At 59.6% G+C, this 14,764-nt stretch carries 12 protein-coding genes; 10 read left to right on the forward strand and 2 right to left on the reverse strand.

The window, feature by feature from the left end; genetic code table 11:
* Window positions 1-2 precede the first annotated feature (2 nt).
* On the forward strand, window positions 3-401 hold the full coding sequence (locus tag MHK09_RS02510) for a hypothetical protein (protein WP_005325290.1): 399 nt from the start codon (window positions 3-5) through the stop codon (window positions 399-401).
* On the opposite strand, the gene MHK09_RS02515 is transcribed toward MHK09_RS02510, so the two are convergent.
* The gene (locus tag MHK09_RS02515) at window positions 398-1,480 is read right to left on the reverse strand and encodes a glycerate kinase (protein ID WP_250412581.1); all 1,083 of its coding nucleotides are present in this window, start codon (window positions 1,478-1,480) and stop codon (window positions 398-400) included. The two genes, MHK09_RS02510 and MHK09_RS02515, sit on opposite strands and share 4 nt — an antisense overlap.
* Window positions 1,481-1,679: 199 nt before the next feature.
* Here MHK09_RS02515 and gdhA point away from each other — a divergent pair, with 199 nt between their 5' ends.
* Window positions 1,680-3,026 carry an NADP-specific glutamate dehydrogenase gene (gene gdhA / locus MHK09_RS02520; protein WP_040425289.1) on the forward strand — a complete coding sequence of 449 codons (1,347 nt, stop codon included), beginning with the start codon at window positions 1,680-1,682 and terminating at the stop codon, window positions 3,024-3,026.
* A gap of 200 nt (window positions 3,027-3,226) precedes the next feature.
* Window positions 3,227-3,985, forward strand: a complete 759-nt coding sequence (locus MHK09_RS02525; protein WP_005328793.1) for a DivIVA domain-containing protein — start codon at window positions 3,227-3,229, stop codon at window positions 3,983-3,985.
* Window positions 3,986-4,176: 191 nt separating this feature from the next.
* Here MHK09_RS02525 and MHK09_RS02530 read toward each other — a convergent pair whose 3' ends face one another.
* Window positions 4,177-4,824: a hypothetical protein gene (locus tag MHK09_RS02530; protein ID WP_005328791.1), complete on the reverse strand. Its 648-nt coding sequence runs from the start codon at window positions 4,822-4,824 to the stop codon at window positions 4,177-4,179.
* A 150-nt stretch (window positions 4,825-4,974) separates the two neighbouring features.
* Here MHK09_RS02530 and MHK09_RS02535 point away from each other — a divergent pair, with 150 nt between their 5' ends.
* From MHK09_RS02535 to ftsY, 7 genes are all read left to right on the forward strand, one after another.
* A complete protein-coding gene (locus tag MHK09_RS02535) occupies window positions 4,975-5,520 on the forward strand; it encodes a YceD family protein (RefSeq protein WP_204608457.1) in 546 nt (181 codons plus the stop codon).
* The gene (gene rnc, locus MHK09_RS02540; protein WP_005328787.1) at window positions 5,517-6,287 is read left to right on the forward strand and encodes a ribonuclease III; all 771 of its coding nucleotides are present in this window, start codon (window positions 5,517-5,519) and stop codon (window positions 6,285-6,287) included. Before MHK09_RS02535 ends, rnc begins: the two co-directional genes overlap by 4 nt.
* Window positions 6,288-6,289: 2 nt before the next feature.
* Window positions 6,290-7,105, forward strand: a complete 816-nt coding sequence (mutM, locus tag MHK09_RS02545) for a bifunctional DNA-formamidopyrimidine glycosylase/DNA-(apurinic or apyrimidinic site) lyase (RefSeq protein ID WP_250412582.1) — start codon at window positions 6,290-6,292, stop codon at window positions 7,103-7,105.
* Window positions 7,106-7,158: 53 nt separating this feature from the next.
* Window positions 7,159-8,658 (forward strand): alanine/glycine:cation symporter family protein, encoded by a 1,500-nt coding sequence (locus tag MHK09_RS02550; protein WP_250412583.1) that lies wholly within the window; start codon window positions 7,159-7,161, stop codon window positions 8,656-8,658.
* A 16-nt stretch (window positions 8,659-8,674) separates the two neighbouring features.
* Window positions 8,675-8,959: an acylphosphatase gene (locus MHK09_RS02555; protein WP_250412584.1), complete on the forward strand. Its 285-nt coding sequence runs from the start codon at window positions 8,675-8,677 to the stop codon at window positions 8,957-8,959.
* A gap of 78 nt (window positions 8,960-9,037) precedes the next feature.
* Window positions 9,038-12,559: a chromosome segregation protein SMC gene (smc, locus tag MHK09_RS02560; RefSeq protein ID WP_250412585.1), complete on the forward strand. Its 3,522-nt coding sequence runs from the start codon at window positions 9,038-9,040 to the stop codon at window positions 12,557-12,559.
* 89 nt (window positions 12,560-12,648) lie between these two features.
* Complete coding sequence (ftsY, locus tag MHK09_RS02565; RefSeq protein WP_250412586.1) at window positions 12,649-14,631, forward strand: signal recognition particle-docking protein FtsY; 1,983 nt, start codon at window positions 12,649-12,651, stop codon at window positions 14,629-14,631.
* Window positions 14,632-14,764 lie beyond the last annotated feature (133 nt).

Raw genomic sequence — 14,764 nt, forward strand, 5'->3', positions numbered from 1 at the left:
CTATGCCGGTTATTCAATTTGATGTTTTGGTTCCCAACGCGCAAGCAGAGCGCGTCGCGGACATCTTTACCGCCGCCACCGACAAGCTGGTGGAGAGCGGTTCGCTTTCCTCAGCTGACGTTACCCGCCCAGAGGCGCCGCAGTTTCCAGAGGGCTTGGAAGAGCAGCTGCGGCAAAATTATCGCGACGAGCATGAGGACCGCGACCTTGCGGACGCGAGCGTGCACCGCTATGACATCGCGGTGGCGGGCGTGAGTGGCTCGGTTAACCAGCTGGGCATGGTGCTCTCGCGCCTTCTCACCCCGCATGCAGTGCTGCCCAAGGACCACGTATTGCTAGAAGATGAGCTGGCGCATGAGCGGCCCGCCATCTTCCCGTGGTCGCTGTCCATTCGGCCTTAGAGCTGCTTGACGATGTCCCCGGCGGCCGCCGCCAGCTGCTGGGCTAACGAGCCCTCTTGGCTAAGGGGAGCGCAGTAGGCGTCGGTGTCATGCTCGAAGGAGCCGGCGATAATGCCCACCGGAGTTCCGGCTTGCCGGGCAAGATCCGTGATGGTTCCGACTGCCTTGCCGGTCAGAGACTGTTCATCAAAGCGGCCCTCGCCGGTAATGACGAGATCGGCCGAAGCGATCTTTTCCGGAAGGCCCAGTGCAGCGGCCACGTGCGTGCCGCCGGACAGGACGCGCACGTGTTCGTCTGAACCCCAGAGGGTGCGCGAGAGCCAGGACAGGCCAATGGGAAGGCCGCCCGCGGCGCCATAATATGCAGAATCTGCATCGGTGCCGGTAACCGCGCATGCTTGGAGCATGGCGCCGGCCAGCAGTGCTACTTGTTCGCCTTTCGCTCCCTTTTGGGGGCCGTACATGGTTGCCGCTTGCACTGGGGTAGCGCGGGTATCTGCCAGCAGTGTGAAGTCAAGCATGCCGGCCTTGATATTGAGCTGCGCGGTATCGATGTGGTCCAGCTGAACGAGGGGAGCGCCGCCCTTGGGCAGGGCATAGCCGCGGGCGTCGTGCGCGGCGGCACCGAGTGCGGTGAGGATGCCCATCCCGGCGTCAATGCTGGCGGTGCCGCCTAATCCCAGCACGATCGAGGTAGCGCCACGTGTTTCTGCGTCCGCGATCAGCACGCCGGTGCCATAGGAATCGGCGTGGAGCGGATCAAGGCTGTCCTGCACGGCTGGCAGCCCAGTGGCAGAGGCGACGTCAATGAACGCAGTGGTTCCGGCGAGAACATAGCTTGCCTGAGTCAAGCGGCCAATGGCGTCGGTAGTGGGCAGGGTAATGGTCTCGGCGGATTGTCCGCCGGAGGCTGCCGCTTGTGCAAGGACAGTGGCGGTGCCTTCGCCGCCATCGGCCATGGGCAGGGTGGTCACCGTGGCGTCGGGAAGCGCTTGGCGCACCCCCATAGCAATGCTGGCTGCGGCCTCGGGCGCGGAGGCGGTGCCTTTAAATGAGTCTGGGGCGACAACAATATGCATGCCCGTGATTATAAAGCCCGCCCGCGCTGGGGCACGGTGCGACTTAAGATTCGAACGGTCTACAGAAAATATTTAACTTTATTGTCGCTGGTAAAAGGCGTTGTATGTCTCCCTAAAGCCTTGAACCTGCTTGCATTATCGGTAGTTTGATAGGAAACTGGTATCTGTTCTTACAGGCCCACAGAATGGAATGCACACCATGTCAGTAGATAGCCAAATCTCTGAGTACTACGACAAATTGCTCAAGCGCAATGCGGGAGAACCGGAATTCCACCAAGCGGTTTCTGAGGTCCTGGATTCGCTGAAAATTGTCCTAGAAAAAGACCCGCAGTACGCGGACTACGGCCTGGTGGAGCGCCTGTGCGAGCCTGAACGCCAGCTCATCTTCCGCGTGCCATGGATCGACGATAGTGGCGACATCCAGGTCAACCGCGGCTTCCGCGTTCAGTTCAACTCCGCGCTCGGCCCCTACAAGGGTGGACTGCGTTTTCACCCTTCGGTCAACCTGGGCATCATCAAGTTCCTTGGCTTTGAGCAGATTTTCAAAAACTCCCTGACCGGCCTGCCCATCGGCGGCGGCAAGGGCGGTTCTGACTTTGATCCCAAGGGCAAGTCCGAGGTAGAGGTCATGCGCTTTTGCCAGTCCTTCATGACGGAGCTGCACCGCCATATTGGCGAATACCGCGACGTGCCGGCCGGTGACATCGGCGTCGGCGGCCGCGAGATCGGCTTCCTCTTTGGCCAGTACCGCCGACTGACCACGCAGCACGAATCCGGCGTCCTCACCGGCAAGGGATTGACCTGGGGTGGCTCCCTGGTTCGTACTGAGGCCACGGGCTTTGGCACGGTCTACCTCACCAATGAGATGATGAAGACGCACGGCGAGTCTTTCGACGGCGCCAAGGTTATCGTCTCCGGTTCTGGCAACGTGGCCATCTACGCCGCAGCCAAGGCCCAAGAGCTTGGCGCTACTGTAGTGGCCATGTCCGATTCCTCCGGCTACATCACCACCCCTAACGGCGTGGACATTGAGCTGCTCAAGGACGTCAAGGAAACCCGCCGTGAACGTATTTCCACCTACGCCGAAGAAGCTGGAAACGGCGTGGAATTCCACAAGGGGGGAAATATCTGGGAAGTGCAGGCAGACGTAGCTCTGCCGTGTGCCACCCAAAATGAGCTCGATGGCGATTCTGCCAAGAAGCTCGTTGACGGCGGCGTGCGTTACGTAGCCGAAGGTGCCAATATGCCGTCTACCCCAGAGGCGGTCCACGTCTTCCAAGAATCCAAGATCAACTTCGCGCCGGGCAAGGCAGCCAACGCTGGTGGCGTTGCTACCTCCGCGCTGGAAATGCAGCAAAACGCATCCCGCGACTCTTGGTCGTTTGATTACACCGATGATCGCCTCCACGCGATCATGTCCAATATCTTTAAAAACATCGATAGTACGGCCAAGGAATATGACCGTGAAGGCGATTACGTTGCCGGTGCAAATATTGCTGGCTTCAAGAAGGTAGCGGACGCCATGTTGGCACAGGGCGTTATCTAGCTGCTCACTTCTTCTTTCAAGCTCCCTTTCTGTGCTGCCTTTGTGTAGTGGAGAAGGGGAGTTTGTGCTGTAAATACGCGCCATAGATTGTGTGAGTGGGTGGGTGGAAGGCGATTGTTTGCACTGGAGGGGAAATCCGCAGTACACACTCGGTGTGTGGCCTCCACGTCTGGCACGTGAGGGCATGTAAAATTCGCAGCATGTACCGTGTCTTTGAGTCCCTAGATGAACTAGTCCAGCACTTGGAAGAGGCCCATAGCCTCCCCATGACCTCTAATTGCATGGTTCCGCGCCATGAAATGCTCGCGCTTCTCGACGACCTCCGAAACGCCCTGCCCGTTGAGATTGATGACGCGCAGGATGTCTTGGATAAGCAGGATGAAATCCTGCACGGCGCCGAAGAGCGTGCGGACCAGACCATCAATGACGCTAATGCGCAGGCTGATGACATCGTGGGCCATGCTCGCGAGGAGGCGGATGCCACGGTCTCCCACGCAGAACAGCATGCCGCCAAGTTGGTAGCTGATGCTGAAGCTCGCGCTCAGTCCATGGTGGAACAGGCCCGCGCGGAAGCAGACCGCACCATCGCTCAGGCCAACGATGAATATGAGCGTTCCGTGGCAGAAGGCCGTGCCGAGCAAGAGCGTATGGTTTCGGAATCTGAAGTTGTGCGCCGCGCTGATGAGGAAGCACACCGCATCGTGGAGTCCGCCCACACTGAGTCCAACCGTCTGCGCAGTGAATGCGATGAGTTTGTAGACGGCAAGCTAAGCGAATTTGAAACCACCCTCAATGGGCTGCTGCGCACCGTAAGCTCCGACCGCTCTGCACTGCGCGGCGGTGCCGGGGTCCGTTCCCGCGGCGGCGACTACCAGCCCTCGGGACGTGCCGGCGGCGTTGCGGGCGGCTCCCGCTACGCAGAAGGCGAGGCCTACGAGCGTCGCTATAACGAGCGCTAAACCTTTAAATTCTTTCTGCCCTTAAGCTTCATTTCCCGGAGGCACCCGGGCTAAGGAGCTTAAGGGGTGAGGGGTGGTTTAGCCCCTTATATCAGGCACGGCCAAAGGCTCTGGTGGGTGGGCAGACGGTTTGTCGTACACCGTCTGCCCACCCACCAGAGCCTTTATGTTTTCCTACCAGCGCAGGCAGTTCAGGAGGTTGCGCGGGAGCGAGGCTGTGTGGTGGGCACTGCCGTATTCGGTGCATGGGGAGCAGCTGTTAACGGCGTGTGTGTGGACGTGGCGCTGCTTTCCTTCCTCGATGTGAGACGCGCAGGCGCGGCGGATTGGACGGCCATACATGCTGCAATGATTGTGGTCACTAATCCAGGGAAAAGGAATGCAACGAGTGCGGTAAAGAAATAGGAAGACAGTGACGTCAAAGAACTATCACTAAAGTTCTGCGGAAAGCACACGGCGCACATACTCACTAGCGCACCTGTGGCAACCAGCATGGTGCCTACAGAAATAAGCGCCGTAGGAATGGTCTCCCGAGAAAACCAGGTAATGGCGCCTGCGCTTAGGGAAAAGATGAGTGCGCCGGTGAGCACCGAAAGGTCCATGCCAGTGGGCAATACCAGGATGGTGCCAGCTATCAAACCAGCAATGATGCTGCAGATGAGTGCAGTAAAGAGGCGAATCCCACTAGCGCCATAGATTCCTGAACGGTCCGGCCGTGGAGTCGCGTGCACGAGCGTGCCGGCAATGGTTAATACCGCGGCAGGAAGGCAGCTAAACACGGCGAATCCGAGTGCGATGCTGCGTGGATCCGTGGAGGCTAGCGCCAAGTGGTAAGTCATGCCTCCACACTAAAGACGGCATTGGCTTGGGCAAAGGCTAATCCGGAAAGCCATAGGCCCTTTTACTTTAAACGACAGACTCTTGACAGAAAGTTTGCCTGCGCGGGCCGCTAGGCGGAGTTTGCGGGGCAAGGTAGACTACCTAGTGTTATGACATCACCATTGAAGTTCGATGTGGGCGAATTGTTGAACGCCCAAGGCGCTGACGCACTGCCGGAGCAACGCACCCAAACCGGCCCCGCACCTGAGAGGATTGGCGTCGAGATGATCGCCATTCCGAAGGGCGAAGAGCTCACCGTAGACGCCACCTTAACCCCTCTAGGTGCAGGTGTCTTGGTGGACGCCAACGTATCCGGCCGGCTAACCGGGGAATGCTCCCGGTGCTTGAAGGAACTGCACCCGCAGCTGGATCTCCACGTCACGCAGGTCTTTGCCGCCGATGACTCCTTTGTCTCTGGCGATGATCCTGCAGCCGATGATGAAGGTTCCGGAGATGAGATTCCGGAGATCGAGGATGATGAGCTGGACCTTTTGCAGGCCGTGATCGATGAGGCAGGCCTCAACCTTCCCTTCGCGCCGGTGTGTGAGGACGGCTGTGAGATTGACACGCCTGAAGGGGTGACCACCGGTATCTCTGGCGAAGAAGAGGAAGACAAGGTCGATCCCCGCTGGGCTGGTTTGGAGAAGTTCCTATGAGCCGCAAAAAGAAGCTAACCGGGGAAGAGGCACTGGCAGCCGAATTTGCTGCAGTAGACCACACCCCATTGTTGGAATCGCTCGGCGTGGACTTGCAGCCAGAACACCTGCGCCTAGCGCTTACTCACCGCTCTTTTGCCAATGAGAATGGGCATTTGCCTAATAACGAGCGCTTAGAGTTTTTGGGCGATGCGGTGCTGGGCCTGTCGGTGGCCTCCCAGCTATACATCACTTATCCTTCTCGTCCGGAATCGGATATTTCCAAGATGCGTGCCTCGATCGTCTCGCGCTATGGCCTATCGGATATCGCTCGTGAGATAAACCTCGGCCCGCACATTTTGCTGGGCAAGGGCGAGCAGTCCACTGGTGGACGCGATAAGGATTCCATCCTTGCCGATACCACCGAGGCAATCTTTGGCGCTATCTACCGCGAGCATGGATTCGAAACTGCGCGAGATGTCATCCTGCGCCTATTTGCAGAAAAGATCGACAATGCGACCGTGAGTGGCCGCCACCTGGATTGGAAGACCACGTTGCAGGAGCTGTGCGCCGAGCTTAAGGCACCGATGCCGGTCTACTCGGCTACCTCCACCGGCCCAGAACATGACCAGACTTTTAACGCGGTAGCTACCGTTGCTGGTCTGACCGTGGGCAATGGAGTGGGCCATAATAAGAAGCTGGCCGAGCAGCAAGCGGCTCAGGAGGCCTGCCAGACTTTGCGCGAGACTCCTCTCTTGGTGCAGGGCACTGCGCATAAAGAAGGCTAAGCATGCCGGAACTGCCGGAAGTCGAGTCCGTCCGCCGGGGTCTTGAGCCCCATGTGGTGGGGCGGACTTTTGAGTCTGTGCACGTCCTGCACCCGCGTGCCAACCGTGGCCAAGATGAGCCACTTTCCGGTCTCCTAAAAGGCAAAGAGATCGCCGCTGTGGCTCGGCGGGGAAAGTTCATGTGGCTGGAATTTGTGGGCGAAGATTCCATGGATCCTCACCGCGACGTCCTTTTCATCCACTTAGGTATGTCGGGTCAGGTTCGAATCGGTACGACCGATTCGCCGCATCTGCGCATTAGCGCTCAGCTAAGCGGTGGGGTAGAGCTTAGCTTTGTGGACCAGCGCACCTTTGGCTATTGGCTCTATGCACCGTGGGCGAAGATCTCGCACATTGGCATTGACCCGTTGGAACCAGACTTCGACATTGTGGCTACCGCGCGGCGCTTGCGGGCCAAGAAGACTGCAGTAAAGACTGCACTATTGGATCAAACCTTGGCTTCTGGAATCGGCAATATCTATGCCGATGAATCCCTGTGGGCGGCACAGATTCCGCCCCGCAAAAGGGCATCGACGTTGCGCCAAAAGGATGCCGTAGCCCTGCTCGAAGCGGCCCAAGACGTCATGGCCGCCGCCCTAAAAGTGGGTGGCACGAGCTTTGATTCCTTGTATGTCAACGTGAATGGTGAATCGGGATACTTCTCGCGTTCCCTGGCCGCGTATGGGCGGGCTGGCCAGCCCTGTCAGCGCTGCGGAACGCCCTTGGAGCGCTGCGTAATTTCAGGGCGTTCCACCCATTTCTGCCCCCATTGCCAATAAGTTATGGCGCATGGGGTTCACGTTGTGAACCTCAAGGCAGTAAATTATTCTGCATGGATTTTCTTGAAAATGTCGTAACGACATTTAATGACGGCGTCTGGTCGTGGATTCTGCCCTGGCTGCTCATCGCTGCGGGCCTATTCTTCGGCATCCGTACCGCTTTGGTGCAGGTGCGCATGGTGCCGGATATGTTCTGCGCGGTCGTCGAGCGGCCAAAGGGGGAGGGCCGCGATGAGGATGAGGACTATGGCGGCATCTCTGCTTTCAAGGCCTTTACTATCTCGGCCGCCTCCCGCGTTGGCACCGGCAACGTGGCCGGCGTGGCTGTGGCCATTTCCGTGGGCGGCCCAGGTGCAGTCTTTTGGATGTGGCTCATCGCCATCCTTGGTGGTGCAACTGCATTCATCGAATCCACCCTGGCGCAGCTGTGGAAGGTACGCGATGGTGATGGTTACCGTGGTGGCCCTGCGTACTACATGAAGCGCGGTTTGGGCTGGGGCCCGCTTGGCGTTCTTTTCTCCATCGCTATCGCTTTTACCTTTGGTTTGGTCTACAACGCCTTCCAGACCAACGCCATTGCAGATGCGGTGTCCTTCTCTTTTGACCGCGATGACACCATGTTCCGTGCCATCATCGGTGTTGTTATCGCCGTGGTTGCGGGCCTCATCATCTTTGGCGGCGTCAACCGCATTGCCAATATCACCCAGATCATCGTGCCGTTTATGGCGGTGGCCTACCTGCTTGTCGGCGGTTTTGTAGTCATCACGAACTTTGACAAGGTGCCGGGAATGGTTGGCGATATTGTCGGCCACGCTCTGGGTATAAAGGAAATCGCTGGCGCCGGTCTCGGTGCGGCCATGATGAAGGGTATTCAGCGCGGACTGTTCTCCAACGAAGCTGGTGAGGGCTCTGCTCCGAACGCAGCCGCTACCGCGGCAGTGTCCCACCCGGTCAAGCAGGGTTTGGTTCAAACCCTCGGCGTGTACTTTGACACTTTGGTGGTGTGTACCATCACCGCCTTTATCATCCTGCTGGGACCAGAGATTGCCTACGGCGCCGAAGCAGAAGGCGTCTCCTTGACTCAGGCGGCACTGTCTTCTGAGGTGGGCGACTGGGGCATCCACTTCGTTAGCTTCATCCTCTTCTTCCTGGCTTTCTCCTCCATCCTGGGCAATTACTACTTGGCGGAATCTAACCTGGAATACCTCACCCAGAGCAAGCCTGCGTTGGTGATTTTCCGCCTCGTCGTTCTCTTCTTCGTTTGGTTTGGCGCAGTGGGCTCTCTGCCGCTGGTCTTTGCGTTGGCCGATACCGGTGCGGCAACCATGGTGATCCTCAATATCATCGCCATCGTGCCGCTATCCGGTGTGGCGATTAAGCTGCTCAAGAATTACAACGAACAGCGCAGCCACGGCATTGACCCGGTATTCCACCGCGATATGATGCCGGAACTGAAGGGCGTAGAGTGCTGGGACGGATCCGATCCCGTTACTCGCCGCAGCGAAGAGGATCGCCGCGTATTGCGCGATAAGGGACACCACGACCGCTATTAGAAATTTGGGAGGCCGCATGGCACTGGAGAGAATGACCGCTTTTGTCCATGGGCACGTCCAAGGAGTGGGCTTTCGTTGGTGGACGCGCTCCCGGGCCTTGGAGCTCGGTTTGAGCGGGCATGCCACCAATCTGAGAGATGGCCGGGTGCAGGTGGTAGCGGAAGGCCCGCGGGAGAAATGCGAGGACTTGCTGGGCCTCCTCAATGAGCAGCCGAGTACGACCCACCGCCCGGGAACGGTGGATCTGGTTGTCGAACAATGGGCTTCCCCTAAGGGCGAATCTGGCTTCATCGAACGTTAACTCGCAGCACAAGCCCGCCGAAGCGAGCCTCTAGGCTCGGCTGGGCAGCTGCGTTCAAGGCTTGCTAAACTTACCCAAATGCACCTGAAATCGCTGACGCTGAAAGGCTTCAAATCATTCGCGTCGGCGACGTCTCTGAAATTCGAGCCCGGAATTTGCGCCGTCGTCGGACCGAATGGCTCCGGCAAGTCCAATGTGGTGGACGCCCTGGCCTGGGTTATGGGTGAGGGAAGCGCCAAGACGCTGCGCGGCGGAAAGATGCAGGACGTCATCTTCGCCGGCGCCGGCGACCGCAAGGCTCTGGGGCGCGCCGAGGTCACCCTCACCATCGATAATGCGGACGGTGCGCTGCCGATCGAATACTCGGAAGTGTCGGTCACCCGCCGCATGTTCCGTGATGGTGCCAGCGAATACGAAATCAATGGCTCCAAAGCGCGCCTGATGGATATTCAGGAGCTGCTATCTGATTCCGGTATTGGCCGCGAGATGCACATCATCGTTGGCCAAGGCAAGCTTTCTGAGATCCTAGAATCGCGGCCTGAGGATCGGCGCTCGTATATCGAAGAAGCCGCGGGTGTACTCAAGCACCGCCGCCGCAAGGAAAAAGCGCAGCGCAAGCTCACCGGCATGCAGGCCAATTTGGATCGCTTGCAGGACCTTACTGATGAGTTGGGAAAGCAGCTCAAGCCTTTGGCCCGCCAGGCTGAGGCCGCGCAGCGCGCCGCCACTGTGCAGGCTGATCTGCGCGACGCCCGCCTGCGGCTGGCAGGAGATAGGGTGGTGCGCCTGCGCAGCAAGTTCCAGGAGGCCGAGCGCGCGGCAGAGGTCTTAGCCGAGCAGGTAGAAGAAGTTACCGCGCAGCTGGAAGAAGCAACAGGTTCGCAGCTAGAAGTGGAAGCCCAGCTAGAGGAGGTAAACCCCAAGGCGGATGCTGCCCAAAAACTGTGGTTCGATCTGTCCACACTTTCCGAGCGCATTTCCGCGACCCTGCGTATCGCGGAGGAACGAGCGGCCAATGCCGGCGCACAGGTGGCCTATTCTGGCCAGGATCCGGATGACCTAGAGGCACGGGCTGCCCGCGCGGACGAAGAACATGCAGAGCTTCTCGCCGCAGCGGAGGAGGCTGCGGAACGCCTGGAGGCTATCCGCGAAGAGGTAGCAGAGCGCCGTGAGGCATTCGAGGCCGCTGAGCGCGAGCACATGGCGCAGCTGCGTGCCATTGCGGATAGGCGCGAGGGCGTCGTCCGCCTCATCGCCGCAGAGGAAAAGGCGGCAGGCCAGGTTACTTCGGCCGAAGAGGAGCTGGTGCGCCAAGAGGAGACCCTGACTTCTACCAAGCAGCGCACCCAAGCCGCCCAGGCAGAAGCCGATGAGGTGGCGGATAAGCTGCAGTCTTTGGCCGGCGAGCGTGAGCCGCTCGAGGAAGCCCATGTGCGGGCGGCCAGTGAATCGGGTGCAGCCGATAAGCGTTTGGAGCAGCTTCGCGACGAGCAACGCGAACGTGAGCGCACCGTCTATACCTTGCGTTCCCGCATCGATACCTTGGCTCAGACTGCGCCGGAAAAGATTGATGTAGGCGAGCAGTTCCAACCGTTGGCCGAGTTCATCACCACCAAGTACGAGACCGCGGTAGCTGCCGCGTTGGGTGCTTTTGCAGAGGCCCAAGCGGGCGAGATTTCTGCCCAGCTCATTGCAGACTTGGAAAAGGGCACGCGCTCCGCGCTTATCGACGTCTCCGTGGCCGCCCCCGCCACTTCCTGGCGCGTGGATGCGACATTGCCCGCAGGCACCTCGTGGTTGCTCGACCATATTGCGGTGGTTCCAGAGGTATCTGCCGCGCTGCACCGCCTCCTTGCGGATGTCGTACTCGTCTCCGATGTCGCGGAGGCGAAAAAGCTGGTGGCAGAGGATCCGCGCCTGCGTGCCGTCACCGAATCCGGCGTGGTGCTGGGTGAAGGTTGGGTAGAAGTGGGCACCGGTGCCTCATCCACCGTTGAGGTTTCCGCTCGCATCGCGGAGGCAGAGGAGCAGTTGGAATCCGCCACGCAGGAGCTGGAAGAACTCTCCGGCACGCTCGAGGGCGCGAAGATCGCGGCGGAGGATGCCCGCGTGACTGCAGCCTCGGCGAAGGCTGCCTTGCGCGAGCATGATACTGAAGTTGATGCGTGGAAGCGCGATCACCAGCGCTTGCTTAAGCAGTACGAGGCCAATAAGAACGAGCACGAGAAGGCCGCGGCGCGGGCGACCGAGATCGAGGTCAAGCTCACCGAAGCCCGCACGCAGCTTGCCGACGCCCGCGATAGGCTCGCCCGCGTCGATGCGGACGAGCAGCCCGACGAGCCCTCTTCGGTGGAGCGCGACGAGGCCTCCGCTGCATTAGAGCAGGTCAAGTCCATGGAAATGGAGGCGCAGGTGGCGGCCCGCTCGGCCCAAGACCACGTGGGTCAGGTAGCGGGAAAGGGTGAGGCGTTGCGTCGCCAAGCGCAGCATGAACGCCAAGCCAAAGCCCGCCACGAGCAGGCCATGGCGCGGCGCAAGGCCCAGGGCGAGTTGGCTGGTGCGGTAGCCAAGCATTCACGCGATCTGGCCGCGCGCGCCACGCAGCTGCTTGAGCGCGCTACCTCTGAGCGCGATGACTACTTTGCGCAGCGCACCTCCCTCAACTCGCAGCTACAGCAGGTCAAGCAACACGTCTCGGCCGCGCGGCAGCAGCTGGACCGGCTGACCAACCGCGCCCATGACTCGGAAATTGCTCGCTCCCAAGCGCAGGTGCGTGTGGACGAAGCGGAAGCCAAGATTGTGGAACAGCTGGGCATTGCGATTTCGGATCTCTTGCAGGACTACACTCCAGGCGAAGATTTCGACCGCGGGGCGGAAAACGCGCGCTTGAAGCAAGCAGAAAAGGACCTCAATTCACTAGGCAAGGTCAATCCGCTCGCGCTGGAAGAATACAAGGCTTTGGAGGAGCGCTATTCCTTCCTTTCCACTCAGTTGGAGGATGTCATCCAAGCCCGCAAGGATCTTGCGGGTGTTATCGAAGATGTAGACGCGCAGATTTTGCAGCTGTTTACCGATGCGTGGCACGACGTCGAAGCAGAATTTCCAAAGGTTTTCCAGACCCTTTTCCCCGGTGGCGAGGGGCGCCTCATCCTCACAGAGCCGGAGGACATGCTCACCACCGGCATCGAGGTGGAAGCGCGCCCACCGGGCAAGAAGGTCAAGCGCCTGTCCTTGCTATCTGGTGGCGAGAAGTCGCTTACTGCCCTTGCGATGCTGGTAGCTATCTTCCGCGCCCGCCCCAGCCCGTTCTATGTCATGGACGAGGTTGAGGCAGCGCTTGATGACGTCAACCTGCGCCGCCTCATTGCCCTCTTCGAGGAGCTGCGGAAAGACTCGCAGCTCATCGTCATTACGCACCAAAAGCCGACGATGGATGTCGCCAACGTCCTCTATGGCGTAACCATGCGCGGCGATGGTGTTACTCGCGTGATTTCGCAGCGCATGAATCCCGCAGGCAGCGCCCCTGGAACGGAGCAAGCCAGTGAGGATGCCACTCGCTTGGGCGTAGATGCTCCCCGTGGTGAGGAGGCGGGGAAGTAGCCTGGGCTCGTCGACTTCCCGCAGAATTCCTTCCGCTATAGGAGGGGGTTTGGCGTGCCGCGAGCTGAGAAGACTGGCACTATAGAGGCATGAATTCTTTATGGTTATGGATCGGCATTGCGATCGTCGTCATCGTGCTGATTATTCTTCTCGTGGTAATCGGCAAAAAGCGCGGCGACGCCAAGAAGGTGTCCTTTGATAAGCCTGCTGAGGAAGAACCGAAGCAGCTGACCCAGGAGCAAAAGTCCGGCAACTATCAAGCCAAGTCCGGCTTTAACTTCGCTCCTGCTGGCGGCGCTAAGGAAGCGCAGAAAGCCCCGGTTCAGGCGGACAAACCCGGCGCGAACAAGCCTGCCCCAGAAAAACACGCTCAGTCACAGCAGGCAGCGAAGACAGAGCCGAATGCTACAGACATCGCCAACGAGCAGCTCAGCGGCAAGACCTCACAGTCTAAGGAAAAGCCGCAGGCACAGGCTAAGCCGCAGGCTGATAAGCCACAGTCTGCTCAGCCCACGACTGATGCCGCGGCAAACAAGCCCGTGGCCGACAAGCCTATGGCAGACAAGTCGGTGGCAGAGGAACCAGAAACCAAGCCGGCACCTCAGCAGGGGAAGCCGGCGAAGACCGACAAGCCGGCAGAGCCCACTAAGCAGGCCCAGGCCCAAGCGCCAGCGGAGGAGAAGAAGCTAGCGGCAGAATCTTCCGCTGAGAAGATAGACAAACCACAGTCTAAGGGAACTGGCGCTGCGGCCGCGGCGACGACTGCAGGCGCGGCAGGCGTAGCGGGTGCGGCAGCTGGGGCGTCGGAAAGCGAAGAATCGCACCCAGACCGTGCCCCGGAAGCGGCTGGACAGCCAGAAGCTGCACCCACGCCGGAAGAGCCTGCAGCTGCCGAAAAGGCAAAAGAGCCGGAAGACGTTGTCTCCGTGGAAAATGCCGAGGTAGAAGAGGAATCCCCAGTCTTCGACGAGGTTGTTGAAGACAATGATGCGGAAGACATCGAGGAGCGGCTGGACGACCGCGAGGAAGCCGAAGAAGCCGCAGCTGCTGCCGAGGCACAAACCGGTGCAGCCGAAGCCGCCAAGGAACAGACCGAAGTTCCAACAGGCGAACCTGCCCCAGCACCAGCTCCGCAGGATGATATCGCACCCGCCGGTGGGCGTCTTGGCCGTTTGCGCGGGCGCCTTTCGCGCTCGCAAAATGCCATCGGCCAAGGGCTCATGGGAATTTTGTCTGCAGGCGATTTGGACGACGAAGCCTGGGAGGAAGTCGAAGACACGCTCATCATGGCGGATCTGGGCACCAAGTCCACGATGAAGGTGACTGACTCCCTGCGCGAGAAGATTGCAGAGCGCGGCGTTTCCAGCGAGGATGAAGCCCGTGCCATGCTGCGCGAATGCCTGATTGAAGCAGGCCACCCAGAGATGGATCGCTCCATTAAGGCCATGCCGAATGAGGGCAAGCCAGCAATCGTAATGGTCGTCGGTGTCAATGGCACCGGCAAGACCACAACCACCGGCAAGCTTGCTCGCGTGCTAGTAGCCATGGGCCATAAGGTCCTTTTGGGCGCGGCCGACACTTTCCGAGCTGCGGCCGCTGATCAGCTTGAGACGTGGGGCCGTCGAGTTGGCGCCGATACCGTGCGCGGCAAGGAAGGCGCTGACCCAGCATCGGTGGCCTTCGATGCGGTAGCAACCGGCGTGGAACAGCAAGTAGATGTGGTCTTGGTCGACACCGCAGGCCGCCTCCATACCTCCACGGACTTGATGGACCAGCTAGGCAAGGTCAAGCGCGTGGTAGAAAAGAAGACCGATGTGGACGAGGTCCTGCTGGTATTGGATGCCACGGTGGGGCAGAATGGCCTTACGCAGGCACGAATCTTCCGCGAGGTAGTAGATATCACCGGTGTGGTTCTCACCAAGCTGGATGGCACCGCTAAGGGCGGAATCGTCTTCCAGGTACAAGAAGAATTGGGTGTTCCAGTCAAGCTTGTGGGCTTGGGCGAAGGCGCCGATGATCTCGCGCCATTCGAAGTTGAAGGCTTCGTCGACGCTCTGTTGGGTGAGAAATAGCAGCCAACCTTGCAACTCCCCCTGCATATCGGGTGTCACGTACGTGCGCCACGGTGTGCTGGGGGAGTCCTTTGTTTTCATGGGCGAGTGATAGCGTGCAACAATCTCGCGAATTCTTTTCGCTCTCATCTCG

It is taken from the genome of Corynebacterium tuberculostearicum, assembly GCF_022347235.1.
GTDB classification, from domain to species: Bacteria; Actinomycetota; Actinomycetes; order Mycobacteriales; family Mycobacteriaceae; genus Corynebacterium; species Corynebacterium tuberculostearicum_F.

What these genes read in the sequence shown, in the direction of transcription:
- MHK09_RS02510 (WP_005325290.1), top strand. Translation starts at nt 3, where the DNA reads ATGCCGGTTATTCAATTTGATGTTTTGGTTCCCAACGCGCAAGCAGAG.
- MHK09_RS02515 (WP_250412581.1), bottom strand. Translation starts at nt 1,480, where the DNA reads ATGCATATTGTTGTCGCCCCAGACTCATTTAAAGGCACCGCCTCCGCG.
- gdhA (WP_040425289.1), top strand. Translation starts at nt 1,680, where the DNA reads ATGTCAGTAGATAGCCAAATCTCTGAGTACTACGACAAATTGCTCAAG.
- MHK09_RS02525 (WP_005328793.1), top strand. Translation starts at nt 3,227, where the DNA reads ATGTACCGTGTCTTTGAGTCCCTAGATGAACTAGTCCAGCACTTGGAA.
- MHK09_RS02530 (WP_005328791.1), bottom strand. Translation starts at nt 4,824, where the DNA reads ATGACTTACCACTTGGCGCTAGCCTCCACGGATCCACGCAGCATCGCA.
- MHK09_RS02535 (WP_204608457.1), top strand. Translation starts at nt 4,975, where the DNA reads ATGACATCACCATTGAAGTTCGATGTGGGCGAATTGTTGAACGCCCAA.
- rnc (WP_005328787.1), top strand. Translation starts at nt 5,517, where the DNA reads ATGAGCCGCAAAAAGAAGCTAACCGGGGAAGAGGCACTGGCAGCCGAA.
- mutM (WP_250412582.1), top strand. Translation starts at nt 6,290, where the DNA reads ATGCCGGAACTGCCGGAAGTCGAGTCCGTCCGCCGGGGTCTTGAGCCC.
- MHK09_RS02550 (WP_250412583.1), top strand. Translation starts at nt 7,159, where the DNA reads ATGGATTTTCTTGAAAATGTCGTAACGACATTTAATGACGGCGTCTGG.
- MHK09_RS02555 (WP_250412584.1), top strand. Translation starts at nt 8,675, where the DNA reads ATGGCACTGGAGAGAATGACCGCTTTTGTCCATGGGCACGTCCAAGGA.
- smc (WP_250412585.1), top strand. Translation starts at nt 9,038, where the DNA reads ATGCACCTGAAATCGCTGACGCTGAAAGGCTTCAAATCATTCGCGTCG.
- ftsY (WP_250412586.1), top strand. Translation starts at nt 12,649, where the DNA reads ATGAATTCTTTATGGTTATGGATCGGCATTGCGATCGTCGTCATCGTG.